General features: G+C 43.6%; 14 protein-coding genes. 3 read left to right on the top strand and 11 right to left on the bottom strand.

What is annotated here, in order from left to right; genetic code table 11:
* Nucleotides 1-54: 54 nt before the first annotated feature.
* From ACWNM1_RS12355 to ACWNM1_RS12340, 4 genes are all read right to left on the bottom strand, one after another.
* Nucleotides 55-1,059, bottom strand: a complete 1,005-nt coding sequence (locus ACWNM1_RS12355) for an asparaginase (protein WP_149644891.1) — start codon at nucleotides 1,057-1,059, stop codon at nucleotides 55-57.
* A gap of 364 nt (nucleotides 1,060-1,423) precedes the next feature.
* Complete coding sequence (locus tag ACWNM1_RS12350) at nucleotides 1,424-2,260, bottom strand: sugar ABC transporter permease (protein ID WP_149644890.1); 837 nt, start codon at nucleotides 2,258-2,260, stop codon at nucleotides 1,424-1,426.
* Nucleotides 2,257-3,564, bottom strand: a complete 1,308-nt coding sequence (locus tag ACWNM1_RS12345) for an ABC transporter permease subunit (protein ID WP_449601144.1) — start codon at nucleotides 3,562-3,564, stop codon at nucleotides 2,257-2,259. The genes ACWNM1_RS12350 and ACWNM1_RS12345 overlap by 4 nt, the downstream gene beginning before the upstream one ends.
* A gap of 19 nt (nucleotides 3,565-3,583) precedes the next feature.
* Nucleotides 3,584-4,918, bottom strand: a complete 1,335-nt coding sequence (locus ACWNM1_RS12340; protein ID WP_449601143.1) for a sugar ABC transporter substrate-binding protein — start codon at nucleotides 4,916-4,918, stop codon at nucleotides 3,584-3,586.
* A 453-nt stretch (nucleotides 4,919-5,371) separates the two neighbouring features.
* Here ACWNM1_RS12340 and ACWNM1_RS12335 point away from each other — a divergent pair, with 453 nt between their 5' ends.
* From ACWNM1_RS12335 to ACWNM1_RS12325, 3 genes are all read left to right on the top strand, one after another.
* Nucleotides 5,372-7,132: an alpha-glycosidase gene (locus tag ACWNM1_RS12335; protein ID WP_449601142.1), complete on the top strand. Its 1,761-nt coding sequence runs from the start codon at nucleotides 5,372-5,374 to the stop codon at nucleotides 7,130-7,132.
* A 104-nt stretch (nucleotides 7,133-7,236) separates the two neighbouring features.
* Complete coding sequence (locus ACWNM1_RS12330; RefSeq protein WP_042191844.1) at nucleotides 7,237-7,746, top strand: YtxH domain-containing protein; 510 nt, start codon at nucleotides 7,237-7,239, stop codon at nucleotides 7,744-7,746.
* A 149-nt stretch (nucleotides 7,747-7,895) separates the two neighbouring features.
* Complete coding sequence (locus tag ACWNM1_RS12325; RefSeq protein WP_449601141.1) at nucleotides 7,896-8,228, top strand: DUF5665 domain-containing protein; 333 nt, start codon at nucleotides 7,896-7,898, stop codon at nucleotides 8,226-8,228.
* Between the two features lie 151 nt (nucleotides 8,229-8,379).
* Here the strand turns inward: ACWNM1_RS12325 and ACWNM1_RS12320 are convergent, their stop codons facing one another.
* From ACWNM1_RS12320 to ACWNM1_RS12290, 7 genes are all read right to left on the bottom strand, one after another.
* Nucleotides 8,380-9,150: a sigma-70 family RNA polymerase sigma factor gene (locus ACWNM1_RS12320; RefSeq protein ID WP_042131042.1), complete on the bottom strand. Its 771-nt coding sequence runs from the start codon at nucleotides 9,148-9,150 to the stop codon at nucleotides 8,380-8,382.
* On the bottom strand, nucleotides 9,147-9,599 hold the full coding sequence (rsbW, locus tag ACWNM1_RS12315; protein WP_449601140.1) for an anti-sigma B factor RsbW: 453 nt from the start codon (nucleotides 9,597-9,599) through the stop codon (nucleotides 9,147-9,149). Before rsbW ends, ACWNM1_RS12320 begins: the two co-directional genes overlap by 4 nt.
* A gap of 18 nt (nucleotides 9,600-9,617) precedes the next feature.
* Nucleotides 9,618-9,956 (bottom strand): STAS domain-containing protein, encoded by a 339-nt coding sequence (locus ACWNM1_RS12310; protein WP_449601139.1) that lies wholly within the window; start codon nucleotides 9,954-9,956, stop codon nucleotides 9,618-9,620.
* Nucleotides 9,957-10,055: 99 nt separating this feature from the next.
* Nucleotides 10,056-11,726, bottom strand: a complete 1,671-nt coding sequence (locus tag ACWNM1_RS12305; protein WP_449601138.1) for a response regulator — start codon at nucleotides 11,724-11,726, stop codon at nucleotides 10,056-10,058.
* Between the two features lie 21 nt (nucleotides 11,727-11,747).
* Nucleotides 11,748-12,614, bottom strand: coding sequence for a CheR family methyltransferase (locus tag ACWNM1_RS12300; RefSeq protein ID WP_449601137.1), 867 nt, complete (start codon nucleotides 12,612-12,614; stop codon nucleotides 11,748-11,750).
* Between the two features lie 87 nt (nucleotides 12,615-12,701).
* Complete coding sequence (locus ACWNM1_RS12295) at nucleotides 12,702-16,373, bottom strand: response regulator (RefSeq protein WP_449601136.1); 3,672 nt, start codon at nucleotides 16,371-16,373, stop codon at nucleotides 12,702-12,704.
* Nucleotides 16,370-17,542 carry a SpoIIE family protein phosphatase gene (locus ACWNM1_RS12290; protein WP_449601162.1) on the bottom strand — a complete coding sequence of 391 codons (1,173 nt, stop codon included), beginning with the start codon at nucleotides 17,540-17,542 and terminating at the stop codon, nucleotides 16,370-16,372. The genes ACWNM1_RS12295 and ACWNM1_RS12290 overlap by 4 nt, the downstream gene beginning before the upstream one ends.
* Nucleotides 17,543-17,547 lie beyond the last annotated feature (5 nt).

Below are 17,547 nucleotides of genomic sequence, written 5' to 3'. Positions count from 1 at the left end.
CCCCTCGCTGCGAATCCGAGATGGATGCGCAGCGAGGGGCTCCTTTTTAAATTCCTATTTCATGAAATGAAGCTGAAATTCTGTATCTGCATGACCTACCCGTGTACCACCATCATTGTAGATCACACCTGAAAATGCATTACGTAGCTTTTCCAAAGTATTTTTCTGACTGTATCCAATCTGATCTAAAATCCCCTGTACAATAAGTCCCCACTCTTCTTCTGATCCATCCAGAATCTTGAAGGCAATGCCCAGTCGCTCGCGGCGCAACCCGAAGCAATACACGCCTTTAAATCCACCCTTAGCAATAATATTTTCATCTTCCAAAAGGATTGAATCAAGGCGTCCAGACCCAGAAACCATCTCCGGATGAGCATTCATGGCCGCAGTGATCGTAGTGACCGCTCTACGAGTTGCCTCGTCAGCAATTAAATCAGGATTGGCTAATTTCAAATACGCAGTCGCCAAGGCTGTCAAAGGCATGGCAAATACCGGTAGACCGCATCCATCCGTACCTAGACCAATACTGTCTGGTGCTACACCAGCCATATAAGCAATCGTATCTATAATTTCACGCTGAACCGTTTGCTCCGGCTGAGAGTATTCTTCAAGTGGTAGTCCTTTGAGCTTACTATACGATAAAATCCCCATGTGCTTGCCCGCACAGTTATGATAGAACTTTCTTTTGCCCGCGCCGCGAATGGCATTCTCTCTACTCGTATAATCCAGTGGATAGCTAGTGGCACATATCATTTGTTGCTCATCGATCCCAATCTTGGAGGAAATACTCTCTAGCGCGGCAACATGGTAGCTCTCTCCTCGGTGAGACGCAGTCATTAGGGCAACCTCAGCGGGTGTAAAACCATAATGCTCCACGATTCCTCCACGAATGCCTGGGATAGCCTGAAGTGGCTTGGCCGCAGAACGGGTAAAGGATACAAACTCAGGATCACCTGCATAGCCCTTTACGTTCCCGTGTTCTCCTACAATAGCAATATGTCCGCTATGGACACATTCCAGCAAATCTGACCGATATTCTCGTACTAATACTGTTTCCATGGTAACTCTCCTCTTTTCTCTTTGCTGCTCTATAACTCACAAGGATTTATTAGGATTCTACATTTAATAAATGCTAGAAAATAACCCCGTGCTCCGGGGATTTTTTGTACATCACAAACTCCCTTAAGTGTTAGTTCCATGAGGAATTCTACTCCTATTTTCATCATTCTTCAATCCTCTCCACACCAAGAAGATTTTAGAAATCACACAAAATCAATTCCATCAGCAATAAATCCTGAATGACAGGAACATAAATGAAGCTTTTAAAATAAAAAACCACTTCCGCCTCAGATTCTTGCTCTTCTGAAAAGGAAGTGGTTTTTATAGAATTCAGTACTGCTCTAGAATGGGAGCGCAAATCGAATTAACCCTTACTTGCACCCGCGGTCAGACCGTCCACCAGGAAACGCTGAAGGAAAATGAACAGTAGCGTGACCGGGAGAGCAACCAGCACCGCTCCGGCGGCGAACAATGTGAATTCGGTCGAATTGCTTTGATTCACCATCCGGAAAAGCCCGACAGCGAGCGTTCTCGTCTCTTCCGTACGCAATACAAGGTCCGCGAATATGAAATCCACAAAGCAGCCATTAAATATCATAAGACTGGCATAGGTAAGCATCGGTTTGGACAGCGGGATCATTATAGAGAGAAAAACTTTCATATGACTCGCCCCGTCCATCCGCGCAGCATCTTCCAGACTTTTAGGAATAGTATCAAAAAAACCTTTAGCCACAAACACATTGGTGATAATGGCGCCACTGCTGTATACAAGCACAAGTGCCCAATGGGAATTCAGTAGCCCAAGCGTGTTCAGCAGCACGTAAACTGCAATCATAGCCATGAATCCCGGAAACATTTGCAGAACTAGAAGCGCGGTCAGTGTCGTTTTTCTGCCCGTGAACCGATAGCGAGAGATGGCATACGAAGTCAACAGCAGCAGAAAAGTGCCAAGTAGCGTAGACAGCGCTGCAACCTTTAGTGTATTCATGAACCAAATCAAATATTTAGTTTGCTCAAAGAGTTCCTTGTAATGAATGAACGTGAAATTTTTAGGAATCAACGAGTCGCTGAACAAACTGTTTCCCGTCTTGAATGAAGACATAATAATCCAAAACGCTGGAAAAAGACTAATAAAACTGAGCACAATCAGTAGAAAATGACTTCCAATCGTTTTAAACGCTTCTGTCAGTTTTGGCTTCATGCAATCATATCCTCCTCTTTGTAGGATCGCGTTCGGCGGTAGCTCCAGATGGAGAAGGTCGCGACCAACAGGAATATGACAATCCCGATTACGGAAGCAAAGCTGTATTGCGATTGGTTAAGCGCCAGTTTGTAGAGCCAAGTCACCAGCAGATCGGTATGACCCGCGTACTGGTAATTCGGATTAACCGGTTCTCCGTTGGTCATCAGGTAAATGACGTTAAAGCTATTAATGTTACCGGCAAACTGCATGATCAGGATTGGAGCGGTCGCGAACAGCACCATAGGCAGTGTAACCATTCGGAATTTGTAGAATGCCCCAGCTCCGTCTACTTCAGCAGCTTCGTACATATCCCTTGGAATCGTTGTCAGTACCCCAAAGGCCAGAATCATAGTAACCGGAATTCCGATCCACATATTAGCCAAAATTACGGTGACCTTTGCCCAGAAAGGATTAGTCAGCCAGGCCACCCCCTCCAATCCCAGAGCTCTTACATAACTATTGATCGGTCCGAACTGATTATTGAACATATTCCGCATGACGAGCAGAGAAATCATATTAGGAATAGCAAAGGGAACGATCAGCAGTGTACGCCAAAGCTTTTTCCACCGAACACGGGGCTGGTGAATAAGTACAGCGATGAGCACACCTCCAATGTAAGTCGTCGCAGTAGCAATAATCGCCCAGATCAGTGTCCAAGTCAGCACTCCGCCAAAGGTTGAACTCCATACATCCAAACTTAGCATTTTATTAAAATTACCGAACCCCACCCATTCTACTAGATGCGCAGGCGGTAAAATCGGGTCGGCATAGTTCGTAAACGCCAGTAGCACCGAAAAAACAAGCGGCAATATCGTCAGAAAAACCACTGCCACAAAAGGAATCGCTAGTACAAGATAGGCGAAGTTTCTACGCCCCATATGTCTGAGCGATTCACCGAATGAATGAATGGGCTCATTCCTGTCCCGCGCAGCTCCAACTAGAAAGGCATCCCTGATATTCAGTAAATGAAAAGCTGTATAAAACAGCAGCGCCAGCAATGACATCAGACCATTGATCATCATAAAAATGGAGTGATCCCCCTCCACCATCCGGGTTAATTTACCTACCTTGACCATACGGCTTGGAAATTCACCAAGTGTGATCAACCCCTGCAAATACCCCATTAGATCATGAGCAATAAAATAGATTCCAGCAGACCCCACCAGCAGGAATACTAATCCTTTCAGCCACTGTCGATTGAAGAACTGGCCCAGTCCCGGAATAATAGCCGAGAGTAGCGCTGCACCTGTTTTTTTGTGCATAGCTCAAATCACCTGTCCTTTACTTCGAATCCAGATCGGCCTGAATCGTTGATACAGTCTTATCGAGCGTCTGCTTAACATCAAGACCCGGATCGTTCCACAGGGATACAAATGCTGCCTTTAGCGGTTCCCAGACGGATTTGATTTCCGATAGGGAAGGCATCGGCACGGAGTGTTGGAATTGCTCGAAGAATCCACTTATAATCGGATCATCTTTGATTACCAGCGCTTCTCCGGCTTCAATGTTCGCAGGAATCGCACCCGTCATTTCAAAGTTCTTGAGCTGATTCTCCTTGCTGCTTGCAAAATGTGCGAACAGGCGAGCTGCGACCGGATATACCGTATAGGAATTAACATAATACGATTTAACTCCGGAAAAAGAAATGCTGTCTTGACCGTCAGGTCCCTTCGGAAGAGGTGCCACTCCAAGGTTGATATGATCCTTGAACATCGCTATGGACCATGGCCCGTCGATGTTCATTGCCAGCTTGCCTTCCTGAAACAATTGGGTTTTAACGTCATAGGTGATATCTCCTGCATTCAATGGCAGGATTCCTTTTAAGCTCTGGAGAAAAGTAAATCCTTTTACGGTGCCTTCATTATTCAAGCCGATATCCTTGACATTCGTATTGTTGTCACCGTAAATGTATCCGCCGAAGCTGCCAATGAATGGATAGCTGTAATACCCGACGAATTCCCACATGATCGCAAATTTGTTCTCTTTCGGCTTATTGTACGTATTGGCAAAAGCGATCACATCATCCCAGGTTTTTGGAGCTTCGGATATCAGATCCTTGTTGTAGAACAGCGCATAGGTCTCCACCGATTTAGGATAACCGTACAGGATACCGTCATAAGTCGATGCCTGAATAGCTGTCTCCACCATAGTTGATTTCGTTTCTTCCTCAAACACATCATTTGGCAAAAGCAATCCCGCTTTGACAGCCTGACCGATCTGATCATGCGGAAGAGTCAACACATCGGCGGCTAGTTTGGACGGGCCATCCGTCGCCAACCTTGTTCCCTGATCGCCGCCCGCCATTTCCTCAACCGTGACAGGAACGCCGTATTCTTTTTCGAAATCAGCGGCTAACTGCTTCATGTACTCAACCTGCTCCTTGGCTTCCCAGACCGTTAATTCGGCCCCAGCTTCCGGTTTCAGCTCCTCTTCGGCGGGATTCGTCTCATTTGTAGTTCCCCCCGGCTCGTTCACTGTGGAATTCGGGCTTGAATTCGGCTGAGCCGTAGAGTTCCCATTGCCTGAACCGCAAGCCGTAACGGTCAATGCCAACAGCAGACTTAGGGTCAAACTAAATGATACCGCTTGCATTTTAGATCGTTTACTCTTCTTCATTTGCTCATCTCCCCTTTATTCATAAGTGATCAGACCTAACACGCATAGAAAAAGAGCATGCAAAAAAGGTACAACCTCATTTGCACAAAGTGCCGAGGTTGTACCTTTTAGGTAACAGTGCCTTTAATTTGTTTGCGTATTAAGAAAAATCAAGTTCGTTCGCCCTCATTCTATAATACCCATAATTTGGATTGCAATCAGAGTATAGATCCAAATGGGGTGATTTTATAGCACTTTTCTTGTTTTTCCTTATATTTTCTCCTTTTTTTAACTACATACTAAATATTCCATATTGTGAATTCATGTGAAATAATCTCTTGCTTTAATCTTGAGGGGTATGATAAGATTCAGACAAAATTTAAAGGCAATGAAACCGCCAAGGGTTCAACCTCTGATTATCATGAGGTTGGCCCTTTTTTGCGTTTACAGGCCGCGAAGGGATGGAAATTGATTATGATTCAACAAGAAGCCGTTTATCATCGCATGGGGCAGAATTGGTCATATGCCTACGATGAGTCTACACTGCATATTCGCATAAGAACTAAACGGGATAACGTGTCACAGATTGATCTTTTTTGCGGAGATAAATACGGTTGGGACAAAACCCATGAGGTTATTCCCATGCAGCACATGGCTTCTGACAGCTTATTCGATTATTGGCAGGCTGCGGTCCGTCCTGTTTATCGCAGACTCACTTACTATTTTGCACTTTATAACAAAGATGAGGTTCTTTATTATTTGGAAAAAGGCTTCTTCTTAGAGCCTCCAATCATAATATATGAGGGCTTATTCGACTTTCCTTTCTTGAACCGTGAAGATGTACACTCCCCTCCAGCATGGGTGAAGGATGCAGTATTTTATCAAATTTTTCCGGAGCGTTTCGCAAATGGCGATCCTACTAACGATCCGGCAGATGCGCTAGATTGGGGCGGTACGCCGAGTCCCCGGAATTTCTTCGGAGGAGACTTGCAAGGTGTACTAGATCATTTGGATTATCTCTGTGAATTGGGCATTACCGCCATCTATTTCAATCCTCTGTTTGAGGCAACCACCAATCATAAATATGATATAAAGGATTATTTCTTGGTGGACCCTCATTTTGGAACCAACGCTTTGCTAAAAGAACTTGTCGACGCCTGTCATTCCAAAGGTATCCGCGTCATTCTAGACGGTGTCTTTAATCATTGCGGCCATACCTTTCCGCCATTTGTTGATCTGCTCACCAACGGGCGCTCTTCCCGTTATGCCGATTGGTTTCATGTGCGTGTGTGGCCACCACAAGTCATCGACGGAATTCCCACCTATGACACATTTGCATTCGAGCCTATCATGCCAAAATTCAACACTGAGAATCCTGAAGTCAGAGATTATCTGTTGAACGTTGGTCGTTATTGGATTGAGGAAATCGGTGTAGACGGTTGGCGGCTTGATGTCGCGAATGAAGTCTCTCATACGTTCTGGCGACAATTCCGTAATACGATCAAAAGCATTAATCCAGAAGCCTATCTTGTTGGCGAAATTATGCATGATTCCTTGCCGTGGCTACTTGGCGATCAATTTGATGCCGTTATGAATTACCCACTAACCAATATTCAGATTAATTTCTTCGCTCACGGACAAATCAATGCTTCACAATTCTCTCTATCGATTGCTACTATGCTAGCGAATTACCCGCAGCAAATTACAGAGGCCACTTTTAATCTATTAGACAGCCATGACACAACTCGTTTCCTGACCCTTTGCGGTGGTGACATCCGAAGATTAAAACTGGCCGTTTTGTTCCAAATGACCTTTCAGGGAGCACCTTGTATTTACTATGGCGATGAAATCGGTATGGAAGGTGAATATGACCCAGATAATCGTAAATGTATGGAATGGGACAAACAGAAACAGAACAGGGAACTGTTCGAATACTATCGCTGGACGATCGGTCTTCGTAAGTCCCATACTGCGTTCCGTAGTAGCGGCTTTAAATCGCTGGAGATCCCGGACCACCCAAGGCTGCTTGTATATGAACGGTGGGACGAACATAACCGCTTTTTAATCGTGCTCAACAATGAAGAGGTGTTAGTCGACGCCACCATTCCTGTACCCGGGATGGATGCTATATGGGTAAACCTAGAGACGCAGAAGCGAACAGAAAAATTAACATCATCACTACATCTGGATCTGCCCGAATTCGGCTATGCGGTACTCCAAGCGGTTAATAAATAGTCCAACAGGAGTCCCTCGCCATCTTCGCCTTGCTCATCAATTGTTTCAGCCTATACGCCAAAGTTTAAATACGAAGTAAGATAACTTATAAGGAGTGATTGGTGATGAGTAACGTAGAACATAAAGTAGAGCATGAAGTAGAAAACGGAAGCAACTTTTTCAAAGGCATCTTTATTGGTAGCTTAATAGGTGCTGCAGCAGCCCTGTTATTTGCACCAAAGCCTGGTCGAGAAATGCGCAGTGATCTGTCCGATAAACTTACGCTTGCGACTGACAAAACCAAAGAAGTTGCTGGTGTCGTAACTGACAAGACCAAAGCCATTGCCACAACGGTAGGTGAAAAAGCAACCGATCTGGCTAGTACGGTTTCAGTCAAAGCCTCTGATATCTACACTACTGTCAGTGACAGCAAGCAGCAAATTGCCGCTACCCTTCAAGAAGCAGGCAGCAAAATTGGTGACACTGTAAGTGAAGCCTCAAATAATGTAGCCTCGGATGTTAAAGACGCTTCTAAAGAAGTGGCTGACGAAGCCAAAGCATCCTCTAAAGAAGTTGCCGATGAGGCTAAAGATGCGAAAGAGGATGTTAAATCCTCCTATAAATCCAGTTACTAATCTGCGGCACAATACAGCTATCATTTCATCCGACAACAGCCAGCTGTCCACAGCTGGCTGTTGTTTAGTTATACCCTATATAAATTTTTATCTGATTGAATAGATCCTTAATGAATGCCCGTTCGGGCTACAGAAAGCAGGGGTACTCCATGGGAGAATCAAATCACCAAACAAAAGCATATGAAATTGATGAACATCCTTTCGAATTACGGCATGAGGTCAAACGCTTAAACAATCGTCTGGATAAGATTGCTGACTCACTAGAAAAGTCAGAATTTAAGGACATCCTTGATAACTACTCCGATCCCAAAAAAAGAATTATCACAAACTTGATGGCCGGTATATCCCGAGGTCTCGGCCTATCTCTCGGAACGTTCGTAGTCCTTGGTGTTCTGGGCTACATTCTTAGCCTATTTCTTGATGTTCCCGTGATCGGTGAGTACCTTGGCGAGATCAAAAAATACATCGATGCGAACAGCTAACAACTGGGCTACCTATCACCCATCTATCATCGCTCCCCCTTGTGGAACACAAATAAAGGACATGCTATTCTCCAGGCACGGAGATAGGCATGTCCTTATCGTCGAACAGTAGAATTCAAATCCAGGGAATGTATATTACACATAAAGGAGCTCAATAGGATGAGTTGGCCATAATCTGCTTTAACTTCTCAGTAGCCCGCTTCTGTATCCGTGAAACGCTCATCTGTGAAACCCCCAGCTTCTGAGCGATTGCCCGCTGGGATTGACCATCTTGGAAGGCTAACAGCAACACTTGCTGCTCTTGCTCCTTCAATTGTCCTAGTGCTTGCTGCAGATCCATTCGTTTCTCTACAGTCTCATAATCGTTGGCATCAGAGCTGATAAGCTCCCCTAGCGTAGCTCCAGTCTCCTCTTGGGAAAGCGGTGAATCTAGAGATACGTAATGGTAACATTCTCTGCCTGCCAGTACTTCTACAGTTTCTTCAACCGACAGATCAAGATAATGAGCGATCTCATCGACCGCAGGAGAACGCTCAAGCTTCACTGTAAGTTCATCAATCGCGTGTTGAACAAGCGCTCCTTTTTCTTTAATCCGCCTAGGAACCTGTATGTACCAAGATTTATCACGCAAATAATTCTTCATATGTCCAATCATGCTTTTCATCGCATAGGGCTCAAAAGGGATTCCGAGACTGATATCATATTGCTGCAGTAACCGGATGAGCGCCATTTGCCCGACCTGATATAAATCCTCATACAAGTCGGGGCGATTACGGGAAATTTTCCCAGCAGCCATTTTCACCATAGGCTCATATTTCTGTATCAGCAACGTCGCCTGATCGTTATCCTTGGTCTGCTGATACTCCCAAATTTGGGTGACTGCTTCATTCATGGACTCGGGGGGAGTCACTTTGTCACTCATACTTTCTCCTCGCTAAAATTAAGGTGCTTCTTCAAAGTTACCACCGTCCCTTTTCCGGCTTCACTTACGACACTTACGTCATCCATCAACGCTTGCATTAAGTAGAACCCTAACCCGCCAACCTGAACGTCACTTAACTCCTTATCGTGCAGTGTCATACGATCATTAGACTTGTCCAAGCCGTCAAAGCTCTCCCCTTCGTCTTTGACTGTAATGGATAAGGAGCTTTCCTCTACCTCAAAAATAACATCTACTATTCCGTCTTTTTGGCCATAAGCATATAATACTGAATTGTTACATGCCTCTGACACTGCCACTTTCATGTCTTCTATATCCTCATAGGTGAAACCCATTTTCGAGGCAATGCCGTATAAATTCAACCTAACAATATCCACATACTCTGCGCTAGCAGGCAACTGAAGAATTACTTTTTGCACATCATCACTCATTCTTTGTTCTATCCTTTCCTAGTGGGAATTCTCTTGGGAGGCAAAAAACTTGGAAATACCAGTCATGTCAAACAGTTTCTGAATTTGTGGAGGAACATCCTCAACCATAAACTTAACGTCCATTCCTTGTCTTGATTTCAGGATCGAAAGTAGAATACCAATCCCTGTGCTATCGATGTATTTTAATTCTTTTAGATTAATAACTAAATCTAGTTTGGAATCTCCCACAAGTGGCTCCATAACCAGGCGGAAATCGGAAGCCACTGATAAATCAAGTTCACCACTCAGGAAAACTGTGCATACATTCCCTTTGGTTTCTGTCTTAGCATGGAACTTGTTACTTTTATGCGTATTCATTAGACGATCTCTCCTGAACAAATATTTTCTCTATTAATAACCTTAATGATATACCTTTGAATCAGATAATGTTAAAAAAACGGATTGGTAAATACTAGATTACGCTTGGAAAATAGACATATCAGGTTCTACTAATACATTGTCGTTGCTAGAATATCGAGAAATAATTTGTTTTATACTACTCATCTTCAGCGGTTTGCTGATATAATCATCCATTCCAGAGGCCTTACAGCGATTCTGAATCCCTTCCATGACGTTCGCCGTCATTGCAATGATAATGGTCTTCTCGGCAACAGGACCACCCTCTCGACGAATGTGAGCGGTCGCCTCTAAGCCATCCATCACTGGCATTTGAAGGTCCATAAAGATAAAATCATAAGGATGTTTAATCGCCATCTCCACAGCCTCTTGACCATCTTCAGCCATATCGGCCGCATAGCCCAGCTTATCCAGCATGCTGACCATTAGACGCTGATTAATCGGATGGTCATCCACAACAAGGATTCTACTTCTCCCCTCTTGATTGGGAACAAGATGCGTGGATTCCTCTTCTTGATATCCACCTATCAAATCTTCTCCTGGCATGGATGCCTGAATCGTAAAGATAAAAGTAGCTCCTTTTTGCTCCATCGATTCTACCCGAATTTCTCCGCCCATCATTCCGACAAGAGATTTACATATAGCTAGTCCCAGACCTGTTCCCCCATATTTCCGTGTCATGGAAGAATCAAGCTGCGAAAAGGGCTCAAATAATCGGTCACATTTCTCCGGAGAAATGCCAATCCCCGTATCCATAATTGTGAATTCAACTTCCATCTTATGATTCGCAACACTCTTGATCGAGGCGACTAGATAGACTCCACCTTGATTTGTGAATTTAACTGCGTTAGCGATCAGATTAATTAAAACTTGGCGTAAACGAGCCATATCCCCATATAAAAGACGAGGCAATTTCTGATCAATAAAATAAGCGAGCTCCAGGTTCTTCTTTCCCGCTTCTATCGAGAAGAGGCTGAACACCTCTTGAATACAATTTCGGAGTTCAAATAAGTGCTCTTCAACTTCCATTTTTCCGGATTCCATTTTAGTAAAATCAAGAATGTCGTTAATTACCGTAATCAACGTGTCGGCACTTTTCCGAATGATCTCCGAATATTCCTTTTGCTCAGAAGTAAGATCCGTCTCCATTAACAGATCGATCATGCCAACTACGCCGTTCATAGGTGTACGAATTTCATGACTCATCATGGCTAGAAATTCCGACTTTGCTTTGGAGGCAATCTCCGCCTCTTCTTTTGCCTTGATAAGCTCACTATTAATGATTTCCAGTTCTTTCGTCTTTTGCTGCAGCAGCATGGTTTGAGTCTGATGCTTCTTGCTAGTGATGTACATTTCGACAAAGCCTTGTATCTTAGAGTTCAAAATTTGTGGAATGAAAGGCTTGACCATATAATCAATAGCCCCTGCCGAATAGCCCGCGAATAAATGCTCCGCTTCTTTGCTATTAGCAGAGATAAAAATAATCGGAATATCCTTCGTTTTCTCTCTGGCCTTGATCAATTTGGCAGTTTCAATTCCATCCATACCCGGCATCTGTACATCTAGTACAATGACAGCAAAATCATACCTTAACAAACAGCGCAACGCTTCTTCACCGGAGGTAGCTTTAATTAGCTCGTAATGCTGGCTCTCCAGCACTGCCTCCAGCGCCAGCAAATTTTCAGGACGGTCGTCTACTAGTAGTATATGAATTGGTTCTTGAAACCCCATAGGACCACCCTCCTACATGCGTTATTTTATGTTACGGTATATTTTCTCCACTCTGTCTAAAGATTCATAGCAATCGCTATATTTCGTAAAGTGAATGGACTCCTTAGAGCCCAGAACAAGGATTCCAAAGCGACTTAGACTTTCATGAAACAACCCGTGAACATGATCACGAAGCTCATCATTGAAATAGATCATTACATTCCGGCAGAAAATAACATTAAATTCATTAAATGAAGTGTCAGTAGCTAAATTATGCTCAGCAAAAATAATATTTTTGCGCAAATAAGGTTGTAAAATAACTGAGTTATACTTCGCAGTATAGTATTCGGAAAATGCCCGAGTACCTCCTGCCTCCAAATAATTCTTTGTGTATTGCTTCATTCTGCTAATATCATAAACGCCTTCCTTAGCCTGCTGTAAAGAACGCTCATTCATATCTGTGGCATAAATTCGAGCCTTATCATAAAGCCCTTCCTCATGAAGCAGGATGGCCATAGAATAAACTTCTTCCCCAGTGGAACATCCGGCATGCCAGATACGAATATAGGGATAGGTTCTTAACAAAGGAACTACCTTCTGGCGAAAAGTTAGAAATAATCCCGGATCCCTGAACATTTCAGTAACAGGAATAGAGAGACTGTAGACAAATCGTTCAAAACAAGCCCGATCATGCAGAACCTTCTCTTGCAGCGCGGATATGGTGAGTACATTCTCCGCATGAACATGATGCCAAATGCGTCGTTTTAATGAAGGCAACGCATAATTCCGGAAATCATAGCCATATAAACGGTGTACCCCATCAAGAAGCAGCTCAATCTCAATTTGCTCCAGTTCGTCACTTCCCGCCAGAACGGGTTGCTCCTCATAACCGTGTTCTGTTGCTTTCATTGTTATCCCGACTCCCTTATCAACACGCCGTACTTTTGAAGAATGGCTTTTTGTTAGTTCTTTTAAAGTATTACCCCAATATTAAGGTTACGAATACAGCCAGACCCGCATTAAAGATAGAAGTTGACCTGTTGCGATTGGCTTCTTCATATAGTCAGAGGCTCCAGCTTCAATACATTTGGCACGATCCTCTTTCATAGCTTTGGCGGTCAGCGCAATAATAGGCAGTTTCTGATACTGTGGCATCTCACGAATCCGGCGCATAGCCTCATATCCATCCATTTCTGGCATCATCATATCCATTAGTACAAGATCAAAATCTTCTTGCTCTACCAGCATTTCCAGCGCTTCGCGTCCATTCTCCGCAAACTTCACTTCCATATGATACTCTTCGAGTACACTGGAGAGCGCAAAGACATTACGAATATCATCATCGACGAGCAGTATTTTCTTTCCTTCGAACAATTCTTCTTTATTATGAAGCTTCTGCAGAATCTTACGTTTATCTTCCGGAAGATTTGCTTCTACCCGGTGCAAGAACAACGTTGTCTCATCCAACAACCGCTCTGGAGAACGTACATCCTTGATAATGATTGATTCCGCATATTTACGCAGCTGCGTCTCTTCTTTGCCATCCAAATCTTTACCCGTATAAATAATAATAGGCAGATCATTTAATTCCTCATCATCACGAATCTGATCCAGCAGGTCGAAGCCTGTCATATCCTCAAGCATCAAATCTAGAACCATACAATCATATCTCTGCTTCCGCAGCTCATTCAGTGCCTCCCCGCCAGTTGAAACTGCGGTTATAGCCACATCATCATGACCAATCAATTCCATAATCGAACGACGTTGAATCTCATCATCCTCTACAATCAGCAAGTACTTCAACGTACTGGAGGTGTAGTTCTCAATTTGCGAGAAAGCCCGTTCAAGCGCCTCTCTAGAAGAAGGTTTTCTTAAATAAGCCATTGCCCCCATCATAAGCCCCTGCTTCACTTCATCATTTACAGAGATGACATGGACAGGGATATGGCGAGTCTGTGATGCACTCTTTAGTTCTCTAAGGATGGTCCAGCCATCCATAACCGGCAGCTGAATATCAAGAATAATCGCGTCTGGTAAATAAGTCTTCGCCATCTGCAATCCGGTATCCCCTTGGAGGGCTACCAGTCCTTTGAAGTTGCGGCCATGAGCCATATCCAGCAGTATTTTTGCGAAGCTCTCATCATCTTCAATAATAAGCAAAACCTTATCATTTGCAGTTAATTGATCACGATCATCATCGATCACTAATTGTGGGATAGGTGCATGAGCCTGCGTTGGTACAAGGGTTGGAAGTATATCTCCAATATACCCCTCGAAGGTTGCATCTTCTCTAGAAGCAGCAGCTTCTATTACTGCAGGTTGCTGCTTAATATAATTCCCTATAACTGGCAAATACATAGTAAAGGTACTACCTTGGCCCTCACGAGATTCCAGTACAATAGCTCCACCCATTAAACGTGCTAACTCACGGCTAATGGACAAACCTAAGCCTGTCCCCCCAAATTTACGGCTGGTAGTTCCATCCACCTGTTGGAAGGCTTCGAACACAATATCAGTTTTGTCTGCCGGAATACCAATTCCGCTATCTTTCACAGCAATAGCAATATAATCAACTTCACCTGGCAAATCTAGTGGAATAAGATTGTCATCTGCTTGGCTAACCGAGAACTCAATAAATCCTTCCATCGTAAATTTAAAGGCATTAGAAAGCAGATTTCTTAGCACCTGCTTCAACCGATGACCATCGGCAATGACACTATCTGGCAGTGGCTCATTAAAGGTAATTTTTAAAGAAAGTCCCTTTTTGAGCGCTTGCGGAGCAAAATTCTGCTTCACAAAGCTCTTCAGCTCCGTTAATTTAATTTCTTCTTGGTTCAGTTCCATTTTGCCAGCATCAACCTTGGATAAGTCCAAAATCTCATCAATCATCTTAAGCAAGTCTGCACCTGACATATAAATCGTATGTGCAAATTCAACCTGTTTCTCTGACAAGTTGCCATCCTTATTCTCCGTGAGTAGCTGCGACAGAATCAAGAGACTGTTGAGCGGAGTTCGCAATTCATGAGACATATTCGCCAAGAACTCTGATTTATATTTACTAGTAACAGATAATTGCTTGGCCTGTTTCTCTAATTGAATTTTTGCATGCTCAATTTCATCTTTCTTTTCTTCAACCTCCTGCACTTGTTCCTCTAAAGCGCGGGTCTTGGCAATAAGTTCCGTATTATAATGTTCAAGTTCTTCCTGCTGACGCTGGAGCAATTCTTCCGAACGTTTAAGCGCATCCGTCTGCTCTTCCAAGTTCTCATTGGAACGACGCAATTCCTCTTGCTGAGTCTGTAATTCCTCCGACTGACACTGCAGCTCTTCCGTAAGAGCTTGTGAATCACGCAACAATTTCTCGACGATCAAACGACGGCTAATATTATTAAAAATAATACTCAAATTATTAGCGAGTTGTTGCAGCAAATCATTTTTCAAACTGCTAAAAGGTTGGAATGAAGCAAATTCTACTACGCCCAGCAGTTCGTCTTCAAAAATAAGCGGATGGATAGAAATATATCCAGGTTGCGCATCCACGAATCCGGACTTAACTGATGAATAGTCTTCAGGAGCCTTTTCCAGTCTGATCGGGTGCATATCGAGCGCACTTTGTCCTACGAGCCCTTCTCCAATCACAAAGCCTTCCTTAGGCTTTTTATCATTATCTACTGCATAATATCCACTGCTTCGTAAAAAGTCAGGACGATTGGCATCTTTTAAATATACAGCTCCGAACTGTGCTCCCAGCACAGGGGTAAACTCATTGATGAAGGTCTGTGAGACCTGATCCAAGGAGCTAACACCTCGCAATAGTTCCGTCACCTGAGCAACATTCGCATTCAGCCAGGATTGGTCATTCTGCGCTTGCGCATAGGCCTGTTCCATTTGCTGCTTCTGCTCAAGATCTAAAGCCATCTTTTTAAAGACAAGAGCAACCTCACCAATTTCATCTTTAGTAGTAACCTTTATACGCCGTATGGCCCTCACTCTACCGTTGCCAAAGCTGGTAATCATCATCGAAACGACATTAAGCCCCCGAGTGATGCTTGGGATGATCCATAGAACCACTCCAAGTCCGAGAAGTAAGCCCATAATCATCATTAGAACTACCATCTGAGTCGAACTTTTATAAGCTTCGTTGGCCTTCGTACTCTCTTCATTCATAATAAAAGCATTATAATCAGAGAGACTGTTCAGAGCGTTTAACACGGCATTCTGAATCGCTTGTCCCTCTGTGTTGGAATACGTGCTAGCATTCTGAAAATAACCAGCCGACAGCAGTTTTAATACCTTTTCCTGATAATTTAAATAAGTGGTGTACGCACCATCTATTTGACTAACCATTTGCATTTCTTCAGCGCTAGTCATCGACGCTTTTATTTTCTCGTAGTGCTCATTCGCTTTAGTGATCTTTTTATCAATCTCATTCTTTTGAGATTCTACCGATGATGCATCTGCACTTAACATGGTCGTGGTTAATATTCGTGCCATATCATTGACTTCTCCACGCATCCCTGAAGAAGACCGCCCCTTCATATATCGATCCTGATACCCTTCCAGTTGGGTATTCATATAATTTAAGCGGTCGTATCCTATCATCGTAAGTGCAAACATAATCGCTAACAAAGCACTGAAGCCAATTAAGAGTTTAGCCTTTATCTTCATTCTCTATCTGTTCCCTTCTTCAGTGAGATCCACACAATACACTTATCATCATCACGCTCTTTAGGAACCTCAACATTGAAAAAAGCAGCTCGAATAGCTTCTTCGTTCCACTCATGTTCAACATTTAAATGTTGAATCATAAATTTCAGCTGCTCTTCTTGTTCGCCCTCAACCAGTTCCAATAGACCATCTGTATAAAGAACTAGATGCCCTTCATCTTCATAGGTTAAACTCTGTGGCTGAATATCAATCCGTTCAAACAAACCTACTGGGTGACAGTTACTTTCCAGCATGACCGGAGTCTTAGCCACACCTTCAAAAAATAGCGCAGGTGGATGCCCGGCGTTGACGTAGTCAATACGTTTCATACGGGTATCTATCACAAGATAAATGGTCGTAAAGTAGTATTGGATCAACTTTTTCTCAATATAGAGCTGATTAAACCTTCGATTGAGCTCCTGAATTACCTTTTCCGGCTCTACATACGTAGTTACCGTGTCCTTCAACACAGAAGCAAGAAACATACAAAAAAGAGATGACGATATTCCGTGTCCCATAATGTCCAGCAGAATCACGCCATATCGGCCATCACCAAGGGGGTACCACGCGTATAAATCACCGGCAAGCTCAGAGGATGGCTGATAGATGGCATTGACCTCAAAATTCTCTTCCTGAAGAGGCAAGCTCAACACAGCATTCTGAACAAGTGCGGCCAGTCTCAATTCTTCTTGAATTCGCTGATCTCGTTCCTTATGCCAATCTTTCTCTCGCTTCAACCGCAGCGCGAGCCGAATTCGGGCCATCAGCTCCACTTTGTTAATGGGTTTCGTAACATAATCTACTGCACCTGCATCCAGTGCTTCTGCCAGCTTCTTGGAATCTCCAACAGCTGTAACCATTATTATTGGAATATCCTTTAGGTGTTCGTATTGCTGTACAACACGACATGCCTCGATTCCATCCATTTCCGGCATCATCATATCCAGTAAAATCAGATCGATATCTGACATCCGAGGACGTCCATCTTCACTCACAGAACCGATACCCAACCGTGTAAGCATCTCTTTTGCAGAGGATGCGGTTATGAAATTTCGGTAATCTTCTTTTTTCAGGATTTCACGGATAATGATAACATTAGTCGGATTGTCATCTACGATTAAGATTCTCATCATCT

The sequence above is a fragment of the Paenibacillus sp. Marseille-Q9583 genome (genome assembly GCF_976954365.1).
This window is presented reverse-complemented; position numbering and strand designations above follow the sequence as displayed.

Coding starts and splice junctions, on each gene's coding strand:
- ACWNM1_RS12355 (WP_149644891.1), bottom strand. CDS start 1,059: ATGGAAACAGTATTAGTACGAGAATATCGGTCAGATTTGCTGGAATGT.
- ACWNM1_RS12350 (WP_149644890.1), bottom strand. CDS start 2,260: ATGAAGCCAAAACTGACAGAAGCGTTTAAAACGATTGGAAGTCATTTT.
- ACWNM1_RS12345 (WP_449601144.1), bottom strand. CDS start 3,564: ATGCACAAAAAAACAGGTGCAGCGCTACTCTCGGCTATTATTCCGGGA.
- ACWNM1_RS12340 (WP_449601143.1), bottom strand. CDS start 4,918: ATGAAGAAGAGTAAACGATCTAAAATGCAAGCGGTATCATTTAGTTTG.
- ACWNM1_RS12335 (WP_449601142.1), top strand. CDS start 5,372: ATGATTCAACAAGAAGCCGTTTATCATCGCATGGGGCAGAATTGGTCA.
- ACWNM1_RS12330 (WP_042191844.1), top strand. CDS start 7,237: ATGAGTAACGTAGAACATAAAGTAGAGCATGAAGTAGAAAACGGAAGC.
- ACWNM1_RS12325 (WP_449601141.1), top strand. CDS start 7,896: ATGGGAGAATCAAATCACCAAACAAAAGCATATGAAATTGATGAACAT.
- ACWNM1_RS12320 (WP_042131042.1), bottom strand. CDS start 9,150: ATGAGTGACAAAGTGACTCCCCCCGAGTCCATGAATGAAGCAGTCACC.
- rsbW (WP_449601140.1), bottom strand. CDS start 9,599: ATGAGTGATGATGTGCAAAAAGTAATTCTTCAGTTGCCTGCTAGCGCA.
- ACWNM1_RS12310 (WP_449601139.1), bottom strand. CDS start 9,956: ATGAATACGCATAAAAGTAACAAGTTCCATGCTAAGACAGAAACCAAA.
- ACWNM1_RS12305 (WP_449601138.1), bottom strand. CDS start 11,726: ATGGGGTTTCAAGAACCAATTCATATACTACTAGTAGACGACCGTCCT.
- ACWNM1_RS12300 (WP_449601137.1), bottom strand. CDS start 12,614: ATGAAAGCAACAGAACACGGTTATGAGGAGCAACCCGTTCTGGCGGGA.
- ACWNM1_RS12295 (WP_449601136.1), bottom strand. CDS start 16,373: ATGAAGATAAAGGCTAAACTCTTAATTGGCTTCAGTGCTTTGTTAGCG.
- ACWNM1_RS12290 (WP_449601162.1), bottom strand. CDS start 17,542: ATGAGAATCTTAATCGTAGATGACAATCCGACTAATGTTATCATTATC.